This is a genomic window from Novosphingobium resinovorum (assembly GCF_036352595.1).
Taxonomy (GTDB): Bacteria; Pseudomonadota; Alphaproteobacteria; order Sphingomonadales; family Sphingomonadaceae; genus Novosphingobium; species Novosphingobium resinovorum_B.
Genome location: NZ_JAZFAX010000005.1, coordinates 153,587 through 169,131 on the forward strand (window position 1 = coordinate 153,587; position 15,545 = coordinate 169,131).

Below are 15,545 nucleotides of genomic sequence, written 5' to 3' on the forward strand. Positions count from 1 at the left end.
GTCAGCGACTGCCGATGGCGAAGCGGGCGGTCAGGCCGATCTCGCGCTGGGGCGTCATCGATATCACCCGGTAGCGGCTGACAGGAGGCACGCCGCCGGCCACCGATGCCCCGCTCACCGGAGCGGTCGACCCGCGTGAGAGCACCTTGTCCGTGTCGAACAGGTTCTTGGCGTAGAAACCGATGTCCCAGGCGCCATCGTCCGCACGGACACCCGCGTAGAGGTTGACGAGCGCATAGGCCGATATGTCGTCGATCGGGTTCACCGGGTCGTTCTGCGACTTGCCGTAGATGCTGGTCAGGCCGCGCAGGTAGCCGTCGATCCCCGCGCCGATCGGGGCGGTGTATTCGGATTGCACGGTTGCGGTGAACGGCGCGCTCGGGCCGGCGCGCACGCTATCGACTTCGCAGACCGAGACTTGCTCGCCGCCCGATGCCTCGAAGATCTGCCCGGCGGTGGGAATGCCCGAGTAGGGGTTGCAGGGGATCGTCGCGTTGTTGATGGTGCCCTTGGCGTAGCTCATCGTCGCGCCGATGTTCCAGCCGGGTGTGGGCGTGCCGGAAATCTCCAGCTCGGCGCCGTTCACCTTGGCGGGGACGCCCACCGTCAGCGTCGTGATCGAACGCACCCCGACGGAGCCGCCGACGTCGGCGATGTAGAAGATGTTCGGCGCGGCATAGGCGAAGTTGTCGAAGGTCTGGTGGAACACCGTGGCGTTGACCCGCAGGCGGCCGCCCAGCCACTGCGACTTCACGCCCAGCTCGTAGGACTTCGACTTCTCCGGCGCCGGATAATAGAGGCTGGCGAGCAGGCCGTAAGGCTGGGACTGGTTGCGCAGCTGCACCGGATTGGAGCCCGATCCGGGGCGCCACGACGTGCCGAAGCTGGCATAGGCCATCAGGTCGCGCGTGAAATTGTGCTTGATCGACGCCGAATAGATCGTCGCGCGCAAGGTGCGGTCCTCATCCGCTGCCGGGATGGACACGCCCCCGCTGATGAGCCCGCCCGTCGTATGGTAGCGGATGCGGCGGACACCGCCCGAAATCTCCGTCGCGTCGCCGAGGTGCGCGGTGACGTTGCCGAAGAAGGAGCGCTCGTGCGAACCGCCGAAGCGTTCGACCTCGGTGTGGTTGACCAGCAGGGGGTTGGCGGTGCTGCCGACGAACACCGGGGTCTGGATATCCAGCACCGTCGGGTTGTTCAGCTTGTTCCACATGGCGCCGACGACATAGTCGAAGATGCCGGCGATCCGCTGGTCCGAGGACAGGCGCACTTCGTGATTGGTCTGCGTGGGCGAGGTGGCGGAAACCTGTCCCGCGTCGAGAAATTCCTCCGGCGCGGTGGAGGGCAGCGCCGCGCCGAGGTCATTGGGCTGGAGCGAGGTGTAGCGCTGCTTGTTGTGCGAACCGACATAGTTCAGCGACTGGCCGAGCACCTGCCACTGCGCCGCCCAGTTCCAAACGGTGAAGCTCTGGCGGAAGGTGAAAGGCGTATACATCACCGACACGCGGTCCTTCGGAGTCAGCGCGATCGGCGAAGGTGCCGCAGTCGGGTCCGCATAGTCCAGCGATTCCGACTGGAGGAACGTGGCGGCATGGCGGATGGTCTGGGTATAGCTCGCGTCGAGCGTCAGGCCGTCGATCGGCTCGGCACGGACCGACAGTCGGCCTCCCTGGGTGCGACGGCTGGGCCTGGCATCGTCGTTCAGGCTGCGGATGCGATTGTCGTCGGTCTCGTCGATGACGCCTGCCAGCCGGATGCCGAGACGATCCTGCACCAGCGGAATGTTGAGCGCGGCCTGCCCGTTGGCATCGCCCCAACTGTTGACGGTGCCGATCATCGTCGCGCCGACTTCCGAAAGATCGGGCTTATGCGTGGTGACGGTGATCGAGCCCGATGGCGATGCCCGGCCGCGCAGCGTCCCCTGCGGTCCGCGCAGCACTTCGATCTGGCCGACGTCGAACATCGACTGGAACAGGATGGCGGCCGTGATCGGCGCCTCGTTCATGTAGAACTCGATGGTGCCGTTGTTGCCGCTGGCGTTCGCGTCGAAGGCAACGCCGCGCAGCGTGGCGCGGGTGGCGACGCCGTTGGGCTCCTGCCCCAGCGACAGGCCCGGAACGAGGGCCTGGATCTCGCGGAATTCGCGCAAGTTGAGCTTCTCGATTTCCTGGCTGGTGACCGCCTGCATGGTCAGCGGCACGTCCTGCAGCGATTCGTCCCGGCGCCGCGCGGTGACGATGATGTCGGCGGCGGAGTCCGCGTTCAGGCCGGTCTCCTGCGCCATGGCCTTGTCCGCGCACGCCGGCATTCCCAACACGAACAGGCTTGCCCCCGTTGCCACCATTTCCTTGAACCGCTTCATCCCATCCCTCCGTTTATCGTTTTGTCGTTCTTTCGGTGCCTAGATCGCCACCGCCGCCGTCGCCCATGCCGCCAGCGCGATACGATCGAGCTTGCCGCTGCCCAGCCTCGGCAAGTCGTCCACGAAGACGATGTCGCGCGGCAGCTTGAAATGGGCGAGGCGCGGCTTGAGCCAGAGATGCAGGTCGTCGGCGCTGATCGCGATATCCGGCCGGCGAACCACGTAGACGCGCACGACCTCGACCTTGCGCGGATCGGATACGCCCACCGCCGCGCAATGCGTGACGCCCTCATGCCCGGCGAGGCAGCGTTCCACTTCCTCGAGGCTGACGTTCTCGCCGCCAACCTTGGCCATCAACTTGAGGCGGCCGCGATAAGTGACGTAGCCGTCCTCATCGATGCTCACGAGGTCTTCGCTATGCACCCAGCCCTCGGCGTCGATCGCCCGCGCCGTCTCCTCCGGCTTGTTCCAGTAGCCGATCATGGTGTTGCCCCGGACCCACGCCTCGCCCACTTCGCCGGGGCCGAGATCGTTCCCGGTCTGCGGGTCGATCACCCGGATTTCGTTGCCCGGCAGCGGCCGTCCGCCCGTGGACAGCATCCGCGCGGGGTCGTCCGCCGGCCCGGTGATCGCACAAGGGCCGTAAGTCTCGGTCAGTCCATAGGGCGAGAACGCGAAGGTGACGTTCGGCATCACCTGCCGCGCGACGTCGTTGTGCAAGGGCGCCATGCGCAGGCGGGGGAACGCGATGCCGCGCTGATGCGCTTCCATCACCACTTCCTTGCCGAGCACGCCGACGAAGATCGTCGCGCCTTCCTCCCCGATCATCCGGATGGCAAGCTCGACGCTGAAGGCTTCGGTGAAGACCAGCGTTCCGCCCTGCGGCAGCATGCTCATCAATCCGTAGATGCTGCCGCCGGCATGGAACATCGGCATCATCGAGAAGTAGACGTCCTCCCGCCCCATGCCGGTGCGCGCGGCATGCAGGATGCCGTTGGCGGCGAACCCGCCCTGCTGCAGCATCACGCCCTTGGGAAAGCCGGTGCTGCCCGAGGTGTACTTGACCACGAACACGTCCTGCGGCGTCACTGCCGCGGCCATCCGGTCGGCCGCCGCCAGCCAGTCGTCCTGCGCGGCAGCCCCGACTGCTTCCAGCGCCGCCCAGTCGAACGCGGCCCGGTGCGACGTCCCCTCGCGGGCGAACAGCACGACATTGCGCAAGTCCGGCAGCGCACGCGAGCACAGTTCGCCGGGGCCCCGGGCGTCACCCCACTCGGGGCATATCCCGGCCAGCATTTCCGGCATGTCGAGCTTGCGGAAGCGGTCGAGCATGATCAGGTGCCGCGCGCCCGACTGCTGGATGCAATAGGCGATCTCGGGGGCTTTCAGGAACGTGTTGATCGGCACCACCGCAGCGCCGATCCGCCCCGCCGCGAAGAACGAGACCGCCCATTCCAGCCGGTTGGTCATCCACAGCGCGATCCGGTCGCCCCGCGCCACGCCGATGCTGGCGAGACCGGCCGACAGGTTGCGCACACGCTCCAGCAGCTGGGCGTAGGTCAGATGCGTCACCGCGCCGTCATCGTCGGCGGCGACCAGCGCCTTGCGGTCCGGATCGAGCGCGGCGGCATCGACCAGCACCTGCCACATCGTGCGCGAGCGGGCGGCTTCGAGCGCCGCACGGTCCTCCTCGCTTGCCGCCCGCCACGCCAGGCGGCCGGGCTCCTGAACCGACATGCTCGCCATCAGCCGGCCGCGAACTCGGGGCGGTTCAGGCGGAACAGCCGCGCGGCATTGCCGCCGACGATATCGGCCTTGTCCTGTTCGGAAATGTCGATGCCTTCGAACAGCTGCGCGATGACCTCGCGCGAGCGGGGGAAGGTGCCCTCGTGATGCGGATAGTCCGCGCCCCAGATCAGCGCCGCCGTGCCGGTGACCGATCGCGACATGATGCAGGCGCGGTCGGTCTGGAAGGAACAGGCGACCTGCCGGGCGATGATCTCGCGCGGCAGCAGCGAGAGCTTGGGACGTACGAAGGATTCGTGCGCGTCATAGACCTCGTCCATGCGTTCGGCCAGCGCCGCCAGCCAGCTCGCGCCGCCCTCGATCACGCAGACCTTGGCGCCGGGGAAGCGGTCGAGCAGACCGCCCGCGACCATCGCGCCGATCGTCACCATGCCGTCGGTGGCCTGGATCATGTAGTTCATCACCGCGCCGCCCGCGCCGCGAAAGCTGCGCACGTCGCTACGCCCGGTCCCGGTGTGGAGCGAAAAGACGATGCCGAGCCGCTGGGCCGCGTCGAACACCGGATCCCACGCATCGCTGGTGTACTGCGGAATGCCTGAATCGCGCTCGATCAGGCTCGGCAGCATGGCCGATGTGAAGCCCAGCGCGGCCAGGCGCTCCATCTCGGCGATGGTATTCGCGAAATCGCGCACCGGCAGGATGCCGCAGCGCACGAACGTGTCGCTGTGGTCCTTGAGCAGGCTCTGCAGCCAGTCGTTGTAGACTTGCGCGGTGGCCAGTTCCGCCTCGGCGTTCTCGATCATGTAGGCCGTCAGGCCCAGGCTGGGGAACACGATCTCCGCGTCCACGCCGTCGAGCGCCATGTCCTGGAGACGAAATTCCACTTCGCGGTTGCCGCGCCGGTCCGGCCGGCCAAAGGGTTCGCCGTCGGGCCCGAGGCGCGGGGGGCCACGCTCGATCGGGGTCTTCTGGAGCACCTTGTCGCCGGCCATCGACAGTATGAAGTCATCCTGCTTGACGGCATGAAGACCGAAAGTGCGCAGCGAAGGCGGCAAACCTTCACTGAACAAGTCTGCGGGCTCGACGAAATGGCCGTCCGCACTGAATACGAAAGTCATCATCCCTCTCCGACATGAAACCTCGAACCATCTCTGTCGTCAGGTTCTTCATGGTGACACGGGAACAGTCCGCCTGTTCGGACGAAATTTCTCTCCCCGTGCGACCTGCGAGTTCGCGGTCACGCTTCTCTCTATGGCGTTATTGGTATGCGAGGTTGAGTAACCGGAATACCCACGAATTTCGGATCACCCGTATCGAAATTATCGATAGGTCGGGGTGCGCGGAGTGCCGCGCGAAATGCGTCGAAAACTAGGCGTTCTCGATCAGGAACCGGTCGAAAGTCGTCACCAGGCGGCCGCGCGTGATGCTCTTGGGGCGGGCAAGGCTGAGCGCGCGGGTGTAGGAGAAGCCGGAGACCGCCAGCTGGATCAGACCGCCCGACTGCAGGTCGTCCTTCACGATTTCGCGCGACAGGCAGCCGATTCCGCCTCCGGCCATCACCGCCTGGCGGATGCCCCAGTTGCTCGTCGTCTCGAACGCGACACGGATCTGCCCGATCTGTTCGTGCAGGATGTAGCGCAGGCGGGCGGATTCCGACGACGCCGCTTCGCGCAGGCACCATTGCTCTCCGGCAAGGTCGCGCACCGTCAGGCGGCGACGCTGCGCCAGGTCGTGATCCGGGGCCACGATCAGGATCATCTCGTCCGTGCGCCAGGGGGTGAGGTCGATGCCGGGCACGTCGGGAAAGTTCTCGATCACCGCCGTTTCCAGTTCGAAGCGCCCGAGCCGCCCGAACAGATCCATGGTGGATTCCGTCTCCACCCGGATCTGGACTTCGGGGTGCTCCTGCATGAACTTGACGCAGAGCTGGGGCAGGATCGTCTCGGCGACCATCGGCGTCGCTCCCAGCACGAGCTGGCCGTTGAGGGGCCGGCCGTCCTGGCTGCCCTCGATGTCCTCGATCTCTCCCAGCACCGAGCGGATGATCGGGCGCAGGCGCTTGCCTTCGTCGGTGATCTGCAGGGGGCGGCCCCGGGCATGCGCGAAAAGCTGCCGGCCCAGGATGACCTGCAGGTCGGTCAGCGCCGCGCTTGCCGCGCTCTGGCTCATGTTCAGGCGATTGCCGGCGGCGGTGACGCTTCCCGTCGCCGCCACGGCGTCGAAGACCTGAAGCTGGCGAATTGTCACTTTCATCCCGGCCTGCCTTCAACTGCCGCGAACCGATCGATTCGATCGATACCTCCCATATGGCTTTCCTCGATATCCTGATGGGAGCGGGCAAGCTAGCATCCTGCCGATACCATCGTTCCGTCGGCGCCGGGGCGATGCGTCCGGCATGGAGAGGTTCGCAGATCATGACCTACAACGCGATCGTCGTGCGCAACGACGATAACAGCCATTCGAGCGCATTCGGCACGCTGACCGAACTGGACGACCACCCTTCCGGGGTCACCGTGCGGATCGAATACTCGACCCTGAACTACAAGGATGCCCTTGCCGTCAGTGGCCGGGGCCCCATCATCCGGACATTCCCGCTCATCCCCGGGATCGATTTCTCCGGCGTCGTGGTGGACAGCGCGGATGCCCGCTTTGCCGTGGGCGACCGCGTCGTCGCGACCGGGTTCGGCCTCGGCGTCGATCATAACGGCGGTCTGTCACAGTTGGTGCGCGTGCCGGCGGAGTGGCTGGTGAAGCTGCCCGCGGCCCTCTCGACGTTCGATGCCATGTCCTTCGGCACCGCGGGGCTGACCGCCATGCTGAGCATCATCGGCATCGAGAACCACGGTATCGTGCCGGCGTCCGGCCCGGTGATCGTGACCGGCGCGGGTGGCGGCGTGGGCGGGCTGTCGGTCCATCTCCTCGCCAGGCTGGGCTACACCGTCCTGGCGGCGACCGGGCGGGCGAGCGAGGCGGCCTACCTCACGCGACTGGGCGCGGCCGGGATCGTCGAGCGCGCGGACCTGTCCACGCCCGGCCGTCCGCTGGCCAAGGCCAGGTGGGCGGCCGGCATCGACAATGTCGGAAGCCACACCCTGGCCAACCTGTGCGCCGGGCTTCTCGACGACGGCATCGTCATGTCATGCGGCATGGCGCAGGGGCTCGATTTTCCCGGCAGCATCGCGCCTTTCGTGCTGCGCGGCATAACGATCGCGGGGGTCAACAGCGTGAACCGCTCGATGCCCTTGCGCCAGACGATCTGGGAGCGTCTGGCGGACCTGACCGACCGGCAGGTTCTGGCATCGATGATCGACACGATCGGGCTGGACGATGTACCGCACTACGCCGGCAGGCTGCTCGACGGCGAAGTCAGGGGGCGGCTCGTCGTCAACTGCGGCGATTGACCGGCGCAGCGGACGACGAGCCTGCGCTCACGACGGTTTTGGCCGTTTGAAGGCATTGCGGACGGTGACGATAGTGTCGCCGAAGCAGCTGCCGACCAGCAGATCGTCGCCGGCCTGCACCGCCACCGTCGCGGCGTTGATCGGCGCGCCCGAGTGGGCGAAGATACGCTCTGCCTGCATCGTCTCGACATCGATCGCATAGACTTCGGAAGGCGCCGGGCAGGGCGCGCCCGGATCCTTGAAGCAATGCATGGGCTTCGGGCCGGCGGCCACCCCCGCCACGAGCAGACGGCCATCTGCCGTCCACGATCCATTGTCCGGGTTCGGTACCGCTACGGTTCCCACGACCTGCCCGCTCGCCAGGTCGAGCTTGCGCACGTCGCCGCCCTTGCTGGCGGTGTTGACGTAGGCGTAGCGGCCCGCAGCATCGACCTGCACGCCGTTGGGCATGGGCGCGTCGCTTCCGGCCTGGCGGCTGATCCCGCTGCCCGGCGTCCAGCGCCACAGGAAGCCGGTATTCTCGCCCTTGGCCGCTTTCACCGCAGCGCTGCGCGTCTCTTCGTTCGCGCCCATGTGCATGGTGGAAACCAGGAACCCGCCGCCGGGCAAAGCAGCCACGTCGTTGAGATGGCTGGAGGCAGGCGCCACCACGCAGCCGCGCCAGCGTGCCGACCATTTGCCCTTGCGGGCGCCCAGTTCGAAGAACTCCACCGATTCCCGGCCGCCGTGATTGACGACGAGAAGTTGCCAGATGCCGTCACCGCGCTTCGACAAGTGGATACCGTGGGGCAGCAGTACGGCCCCGATCTCTCCCGGACACGACGGGTCGCCCCAGTCGGGCCGTCCTGCCGCCGCATCGCGCGATGGATAGAGCGGCGAGACGACGCCGGTCCTGCGGTCCACCCACTTGAGCACCCCCGGTTGCGGTTCGAGACCGGCGGCCCCCATCTTCAGATGCATGTCGCTGGCGATCACGCCCGTCGTACCTGGAACGGCCTCGATATCCTCGGGAAAAGGTACGCCGCAAATAGGCACGAGAGCACCTTGTGCGCGGCATTCCTCTCGCTGCGCCGGGGCGGCGGAAGTTTCCTGGGCGGCTTCACCGGCCCATGCCGATGGTCCCGAGAAGACGAACACGCCGCAAAAAATGATGGAAGATCTTCGCACCGGCCTAACTCTCCCTAACCTGGTTGCAGGCAGCCTAGTCGTTCTCACGAAACCTGACCGCAGGCGAAATCTCGATATGAGGTATCGGTCGGGTCGATGGGGTTGCGGCATGGCCACCGGCCCTTCAACCGGCGGACATCCTCCCGGGTTGCTGCGAACCGGGTGCCGAAATCCGCGCCGAGCGCCACCGGCAGGAGCGACCCATATGGTCTTGCCCTGCCAGCACGGAATGCCTATCGCCATTTGCGAACGAATCGCAAGAGTGCCGAATTTCGATCCTTCCGGAATCCGTGGGCACGAAAGGCTGCCCATTGATCGACAGGAAAACGCAGGCGTCCAGCCAGGACGAAACGCCGACGATGCGCACGTACATGGCGCAACGCCGAGCGCTTGCAGACTACGCCGCCAAGATAACCGGCAGCCGTGAACAGGCCGAAGACATCGTCCAGGAAGCATGGCTGGCACTGTCCGCGCAGCGTGGTAGCGGCGATGTGCGCGACTCGGTCGGATACTTGCGCACGATCGTCCGCAATCTCGCCATCGACAGGCTGCGCCAGCGGATGCGCGAAAGCCGCCTACTGGGCGCCGACATGCAGAGCGCCACGCGCACGGTCGCCGACGCCAGCGCCACCCCGGAACGCGAGACGTTCGCGAAACGCGATCTCTCCTGCGTCCTGAGGGTACTGCGCAGCCTGCCGGAACGTCAGCGCCTCGCCATCGAGATGCATCGGTTCGGCGATTACAAGCTGCGCGAAATAGCCGATCGACTGGGCATATCGGTGTCTCTCGCCCATCTGCTCATATCGGACGGCATCACGGCCTGCACCGTTCGCTGCGGCATCGAGAGGATCGGGCGGTGAGGCGGAAATTTTTTCTGGAAAAGTGCCGTGCTCGAACGTCCCGCTTGGATGAGGTCTCGACACCCTTCCTTTGCACCCCGGCCAGATGCATGGCGATCCTGCGCCGCAACCCATGCGAGGCCCGGTCGTGAGCGATAGCATGCGCAGCACTGCGGAGCAGGCGTCCGACTGGCTCGTCCTTCTGCGAGAGATCCCGGACGATCCGTCCGCGCGCGACCGTTTCGAGGCATGGCTGGACGCCGAGCCGGAAAATGCCATCGCCTGGGTCGCCGCGACCGATACCTTCGAGGCGATCGGCGAGATCGGGCCGGAATTGGAAGCGCATTGGCGCCATGCGGGCACGGAGCCGGTGAGCGTGCCGCAGTACCGGCGATCGAGCCGGTGGAGCCCGCGTGCCGGGGGGAGCCGCCGCGTGCCTCTGCTGGCCTGGGCCGTCGCAGCCTGCCTTGCCTTGTGGTTCGCACCTGTCGCCATTCTGCATGTCCAGTCCGACTACGTGACGGGGCCGGGCGAAGTCCGGGCCCTGCGCCTGCCCGATGGCAGCACCGTTCGGATGGGACCGTCGAGCGCCATGGCGGTCGACTACGGCAAGCGCGAAAGGGTGGTCCGCCTGATCGAGGGGCAGGCCTGGTTCGAGGTCGTGCATGATCCGGCTGCTCCGTTCAGCGTCGATGCCGGTACGGTGCGCACGACGGTCCTTGGCACCAGCTTCGACGTGCGGCGGATCGGGGGCGACACCGCCATATCGCTGAAGCGCGGGCGCGTGCGTGTCGTCGATCATGGCGCGGCGTCCACGACCTCGCGCGAACTCACGCCCGGGCAGTGGGTCCGGGTCGATGCGGATCATGCGATCGAGAGCGGCAGGGACAATCCGGCACTGCTGGGCGCCTGGCAGACCGGCACGCTCGTCGCACGGGACAGGCCGATCGCCGAGATGATCGAGGAACTGCGTCCCTGGTACGCGGGACGGATCGTACTGCTGGATGCCGACCTCGGCCGCAAGCGGGTGGACGGCGTCTACAACGCCCGCGACCCGCAGGAAGCGCTGGCGGCGCTGGTCTCGCACGCGGGCGGCAAAATGCGCCGGATCACTCCGTGGCTGATCGTGATATCGTAGAATCTCAAGCATTATCAGTATGTTGATATGAAAGATCGACACGGCCGGAAATTTTCCTTGGAAAACCGGCCGCCGCGCTCGTCTCACTCCGCACAGTCGCCAGATGCATGTGATGCGCAATAGCATCCCATCTGCCTTACAGGAGATATGATCGATGCGCGGGGCAATGAACCATGGGAGCAACAGGCAGGTGATGATCGCCGCCGTGCTCCTGGGAACGACGGCCATGGCCGTTACCACGCTGGCCGCCCCGGCCGCCGCGCAAGGCAGACCGGCGGCGAGCTTCGACATCCCCGCGCAGCCGCTGCTCGATGCCATCGTGCTGTTCAACCGCCAGTCGGGCATCCAGATCACCGCCGAGGGCGGCCTGGCATCGGGACGGCGCACGGCCGCGATCAAGGGTGACCTCACTCCGGCGCAGGCGCTTGGCATCATGCTGAGCGGAACCGGCCTGCGCTGGCGCTGGATCGACGGCAGGACCGTCGTGCTCGAGAATGTGACCGAGGAGGCGATGCGGGCTGCCCCCCTTCTCACTTACGTGGCCCAGGACAGCACGAGCACCGGCGGTGGTTCCGCCCAGGTGCTGCCGGAAGTGGTCGCCGATGGCGAGCAGGGCGACATCTACGTGATGGGCACGGGCGCCGCGTTCGGCGAGAGCACGATCGGCGAGGCCGACATCCAGGCTCGTTCGGCCGGATCGGGCGATGCCAACCAGTTGCTCAAGATCCTGCCGACGGTCCAGTTCTCCAACGACGAGGGGCTGGCCACGCGCGAGGATATCATGGACCTGCGCCCGGCCGACATCTCGATCTCGGGCGGACGCTACTACGACAACCTCGTCACGCTCGACGGCATCGACGTCAATTCGCGCATGGACACCACGCAGTCCGTCACGGAAAACGTCTACGAACTGATGAGCGCCAGCCCGCAGTCGATCTGGGTGGATACCAACCTGATCGGCGAGATTACGGTGCGCGATTCCAACGTCTCGGCGGAGTATGGCCGCTTCACCGGCGGTGTGCTCGACGTCAAGACCCGCGCCCCGAAGCGGGCCTGGGGGCTGACGAGTTCGGTGTCCTACAGCTCCGACGCCCTCACGCATTACCGTATTTCCGACAAGTCGCGCGCGGCCCTTGCGGACGAGGATATGCCAGAAAAGCCCGCGTTCGAGAAATGGCGCTACGGCGTGACCGTCGATGTCCCGGTCTCTTCCGACGTCGGCCTGCTGATCGCCTACAACCGATCGCGCGCCAACGTGACCTATCAGCGCTCCGAAGCCTACGACAACGCCAAGTTCGGCCAGACCAGCAAGAGCGACAATCTCCTCGCCAAGTTCGATGCCGATCTGGCGGACGATCTCAAGCTGACCGGGCAGTTCGCTTATTCGCCCTACAGCAGCGAATATACCGACGACGGAGCGGTCGAGAACACCATCACCTCGAAGGGCGGCGGCGTGACCGGCAAGCTGGAACTCGCCCATTCCGGGGAAAGCGACTGGACCGTCACCGGTACCTTCGCACACAGCGATACCGGGCGCGAGGCGGCATCGACGCGCTACCGGGTGCCCTCGTGGACGACCACCGGCAGCATCTGCACCTCCACCAACTGCACCATCGGCGGCTATGGCGATCTCGACCAGACGCAGGACACTTATGGCCTGTCAGGCAAGTGGTCGCGCGACGTGGGGCCGGGAACGCTCGCGGCGGGCATCGACTACCAGCACATCGATGCGATGCGGCGCCGGCCCGAGGACAACTGGTTCTACAACACCAGCACCTCGCAATCGCTGGCCAGCACGATCGTCTGCGCCGATGGCGACAGCCTGACCTGCGTGACCGGGGACTATGCGCTGACGGCGGCGCAGCTCTACGCCGCCTATACCGCGCGGGTCCATCTCGACAGCGTGGCCAGCTGGGCCGAATACGCGGTGAAGTTCGGGCGCTTCTCGATCCGCGCCGGGCTCCGCTACGACTACGAGAGCTTCCTCGGCAATCATACGTTCGCGCCGCGTTTCTCCGCGACCTACGACCTTCCGTGGAATGACTGGAGCGTGTCGCTGGGCGCCAACCGCTATTACGGTCGTTCGATGCTGTCCTACGCTCTGCGCGAGCAGTATCCGGACAACTACACCTACAAGCGGACCGCCACCGCGAGCGGCGGGAGCAACGTCTATTCGGACGACGACTGGTACATGTCCGCGACCAGCCACTCCACCAGCTATTCCGGTAGCAACCTGAAGACGCCCTACTCCGACGAACTTTCCGCCGCCGTGTCCGGCCGCATCCTGGGCGGTGCCCTGCGCGTGAAGGGCATCTACCGCGAGGGCAGCAATGAATTCACGATGTCGTCGGGAGAGAAGCTCACGACGACCCTCGATAACGGCAACACTTCCACCTACACCAACTACGTCATGACCAATGACGGCTACAGCAAGTACAAGGGCGGCTCGATCGAGTGGACCCGGACCTTCGGCAAGCACTCGGTCGCGCTCAACGCCAACTACTCGAAGACCGAGTCTACAAACTGGGACTACTTCGACAACATCGACGATATCACCGAGGGCACCATGGTGGCGCTGGGCGATCAGGTGCTGTCCTACGCCGCCGTCGAGCAGATGAACCAGCGCGCCAGCATGGCCTCCCCGCTCATCATCAACGCGAGCTGGACCGGGCGCTGGCTGGACGATCGCCTGACCACCAACGTCAACCTGCGCTACCGCAACGGCTACAAGCGCATCGAGGACACCGACACCAGCACCACGATCGACGGCACGACTTACGACCTCTATGACTACGTGGTCTATCCCAAGTCGATCGACGTCAATCTCAACGCCCGGTTCGAGGTGATCCGCAGCGCGCTGGGCGGCCTTACGCTGGAAGCGCGCGTCGCCAACCTGCTTGACCGGATTCCCTCGCCGAACAGCACCGCGACCTCGCAGCCCTATCAGTATGGGCGCTCGATCTGGTTCGGGATGACGTACCGCTACTGATGCGCTTGCCTGTCGGAAAAGTGTGGTGCCGTCTGCTGGCCTGCGCGGCGCTCTGCGTGATCGCGGCGCAGGCATCGGGCCAGATGGCGAAGCCGGTGGCGTCGGCCGAAAAGGCGATGCCACCGGCGGCGGAGCTGCGCCGGCTCTACGCCGGGCTGCCGGCAAGCTGGCCGCGCCCGCAGCTCAAGCAGGGCGCCCATTTCGCGGAATTCGCACCGCTTCCGGCATTGCCGGCAAGCGACGCGAAGGATCGCGCGCTGGCGGCGATCGGCAAGCGACTGTTCGATGATCCGGCGCTGTCGGGCAGCGGCCAGATCGCCTGCTCGTCGTGCCACAGCGCCGAACTCGGGCTCGGCGACGGCCTGCGCACCGCCTATGGCGACAAGCGCCAGCGCGGGCGCCGCAACGCCATCTCGCTCTATACGGCTGCGTGGATGACGCCGTTGTTCTGGGACGGGCGCAGTGACAGCCTCCAGGAGCAGGCGCTGCATCCGATCATGGATCGCAAGGAAATGGCCGGCGATGCACGCACCGTGGTCGCGCGGATCGGCGAGGATGCCGGGTATCGTGCCGCCTTCGCGGCGATCGACGGCCCCCGCGCCCTTGCCATCGCCGACATCGCGCGGGCTCTTGCGGCGTACGAGCAGACGCTGGCCCCGCCCCGTTCGCGCTGGAACACGGTGCTCGTCAAGGGCGGCGGGGCTCTGGACGACGAGGAGCGCATGGGCCTGCACCTGTTCCGCACCAAGGCCGGCTGCGTGTCGTGCCACAATGGCCCGCTGCTGTCCGACGGGCGCTTTCACAACCTCGGCATCAGCTACTACGGACGCAACCTGCAAGACCTCGGCCGCTACGAGGTGACCGGCGATGCCGCCGATGTCGGCCGCTTCCGCACCGCCCCGCTGCTCGGGATCGGCCGCACCGCGCCGTACATGCATAACGGGCTGTTCCCGACGCTAGAGGAAGTGGTCGCGCTATACAATGCAGGCGGCGGCAAGGATCGCACCGCGCGGAGCGGAGACGCGCCCCCGCCCACGCACGATCCCTTGCTGGCCCCTCTCGGCCTGACGCCGCAGGAGCACGCCGCGCTCGTCGCTTTCCTGAAGGTGCTGTGACCGTGACGATGCAAGTAAAATCCGCCGCCCTTGCAGCAGGCGTCCATGGGCTCGCGCTGCTGCTCGCCTGGGCAGGATGGCAGGATACCTCCGCCGGTCTCGTCGAGGCGGAGCGGGGACAGCATCTCACGACGATCGCCCTCACATCGTCGGCACCCGATACGCCCCGGCCCCAGTCGAAGGCCCAGTCGAAGGCCGAGACCGCCCCATCCGAACGGCCTCGTATCGCCGAGGTGACGCCGCAGAGCCGCGCCGCGCTAACGCCGGCTTCCTCGCAACCGGTCCGCCTGGTCCTGTCGGAACAGCAATCGGCGGCGGCGGCAGCGACCATCGTTCCCCCCGCTCCCGGCCAGGTGCCCGCCAAGTCCGCTCACGCGGACGACGCCGCAGGCAGTCAATCCGCCAGCGCGACCCGCAGCGACGCCCAGCCCTCCACGTCCTCGACCTCCGCCGAGGCGGCACCGGCAAGAGCCGGAAAGGGCGCGGACACATATGCCCTGCGCGTGTTCCGCCACATCCGCGCCGCCAAGGAGTTTCCCGCCCATCTGGCGCGAACCGGCATGCAGGGCCGCGTGCTGGTACGCTTCGACATAACCCCCGGCGGCGAGGCCACGGGCGTCGCCATTGCCCGCAGCAGCGGCGTCGCGGTGCTCGATGCGCTGGCGCTCGAACAGATCCGCGCCGCCGTGCCCTACCCCCGCCCGCCGCGCCAGCTACAGGCCGCGCATCTCCATTTCATCGTGCCCATGACCTATCGCCCCACCTCCTGAGCGGAGCGACAGCAC

General features: G+C 66.5%; 11 protein-coding genes. 6 read left to right on the forward strand and 5 right to left on the reverse strand.

Annotated elements, in window-relative coordinates:
• Position 1: 1 nt before the first annotated feature.
• From V2S85_RS07240 to V2S85_RS07255, 4 genes are all read right to left on the reverse strand, one after another.
• Complete coding sequence (locus tag V2S85_RS07240) at positions 2-2,365, reverse strand: TonB-dependent receptor (RefSeq protein WP_330702184.1); 2,364 nt, start codon at positions 2,363-2,365, stop codon at positions 2-4.
• Between the two features lie 39 nt (positions 2,366-2,404).
• Positions 2,405-4,102, reverse strand: a complete 1,698-nt coding sequence (locus V2S85_RS07245) for a class I adenylate-forming enzyme family protein (RefSeq protein WP_330702185.1) — start codon at positions 4,100-4,102, stop codon at positions 2,405-2,407.
• A gap of 8 nt (positions 4,103-4,110) precedes the next feature.
• Entirely contained in the window at positions 4,111-5,229 is a 1,119-nt protein-coding gene (locus V2S85_RS07250) for an amidohydrolase family protein (RefSeq protein WP_330702186.1), read from the reverse strand.
• Positions 5,230-5,479: 250 nt separating this feature from the next.
• Positions 5,480-6,364, reverse strand: a complete 885-nt coding sequence (locus V2S85_RS07255) for a LysR substrate-binding domain-containing protein (protein ID WP_330702187.1) — start codon at positions 6,362-6,364, stop codon at positions 5,480-5,482.
• A gap of 161 nt (positions 6,365-6,525) precedes the next feature.
• Here V2S85_RS07255 and V2S85_RS07260 point away from each other — a divergent pair, with 161 nt between their 5' ends.
• Entirely contained in the window at positions 6,526-7,512 is a 987-nt protein-coding gene (locus tag V2S85_RS07260; RefSeq protein WP_330702188.1) for an MDR family oxidoreductase, read from the forward strand.
• Between the two features lie 27 nt (positions 7,513-7,539).
• Here the strand turns inward: V2S85_RS07260 and V2S85_RS07265 are convergent, their stop codons facing one another.
• Entirely contained in the window at positions 7,540-8,487 is a 948-nt protein-coding gene (locus V2S85_RS07265; RefSeq protein WP_330702189.1) for a hypothetical protein, read from the reverse strand.
• Positions 8,488-8,969: 482 nt separating this feature from the next.
• On the opposite strand from V2S85_RS07265, the gene V2S85_RS07270 reads away from it, so the two are divergent.
• The 5 genes from V2S85_RS07270 to V2S85_RS07290 all read left to right on the forward strand — a co-directional run bounded on the left by V2S85_RS07270 (position 8,970) and on the right by V2S85_RS07290 (position 15,530).
• Positions 8,970-9,539: an RNA polymerase sigma factor gene (locus V2S85_RS07270; RefSeq protein ID WP_330702190.1), complete on the forward strand. Its 570-nt coding sequence runs from the start codon at positions 8,970-8,972 to the stop codon at positions 9,537-9,539.
• A 139-nt stretch (positions 9,540-9,678) separates the two neighbouring features.
• Complete coding sequence (locus tag V2S85_RS07275; RefSeq protein WP_330702191.1) at positions 9,679-10,656, forward strand: FecR family protein; 978 nt, start codon at positions 9,679-9,681, stop codon at positions 10,654-10,656.
• Positions 10,657-10,810: 154 nt separating this feature from the next.
• Entirely contained in the window at positions 10,811-13,645 is a 2,835-nt protein-coding gene (locus V2S85_RS07280) for a TonB-dependent receptor (protein WP_330702192.1), read from the forward strand.
• On the forward strand, positions 13,645-14,760 hold the full coding sequence (locus V2S85_RS07285; RefSeq protein WP_330702193.1) for a cytochrome-c peroxidase: 1,116 nt from the start codon (positions 13,645-13,647) through the stop codon (positions 14,758-14,760). Before V2S85_RS07280 ends, V2S85_RS07285 begins: the two co-directional genes overlap by 1 nt.
• 8 nt (positions 14,761-14,768) lie before the next feature.
• The gene (locus tag V2S85_RS07290; RefSeq protein ID WP_330702274.1) at positions 14,769-15,530 is read left to right on the forward strand and encodes an energy transducer TonB; all 762 of its coding nucleotides are present in this window, start codon (positions 14,769-14,771) and stop codon (positions 15,528-15,530) included.
• Positions 15,531-15,545: the final 15 nt, after the last annotated feature.

Coding starts and splice junctions, on each gene's coding strand:
- V2S85_RS07240 (WP_330702184.1), bottom strand. CDS start 2,365: ATGAAGCGGTTCAAGGAAATGGTGGCAACGGGGGCAAGCCTGTTCGTG.
- V2S85_RS07290 (WP_330702274.1), top strand. CDS start 14,769: ATGCAAGTAAAATCCGCCGCCCTTGCAGCAGGCGTCCATGGGCTCGCG.
- V2S85_RS07245 (WP_330702185.1), bottom strand. CDS start 4,102: ATGTCGGTTCAGGAGCCCGGCCGCCTGGCGTGGCGGGCGGCAAGCGAG.
- V2S85_RS07275 (WP_330702191.1), top strand. CDS start 9,679: ATGCGCAGCACTGCGGAGCAGGCGTCCGACTGGCTCGTCCTTCTGCGA.
- V2S85_RS07285 (WP_330702193.1), top strand. CDS start 13,645: ATGCGCTTGCCTGTCGGAAAAGTGTGGTGCCGTCTGCTGGCCTGCGCG.
- V2S85_RS07255 (WP_330702187.1), bottom strand. CDS start 6,364: ATGAAAGTGACAATTCGCCAGCTTCAGGTCTTCGACGCCGTGGCGGCG.
- V2S85_RS07260 (WP_330702188.1), top strand. CDS start 6,526: ATGACCTACAACGCGATCGTCGTGCGCAACGACGATAACAGCCATTCG.
- V2S85_RS07280 (WP_330702192.1), top strand. CDS start 10,811: ATGCGCGGGGCAATGAACCATGGGAGCAACAGGCAGGTGATGATCGCC.
- V2S85_RS07250 (WP_330702186.1), bottom strand. CDS start 5,229: ATGACTTTCGTATTCAGTGCGGACGGCCATTTCGTCGAGCCCGCAGAC.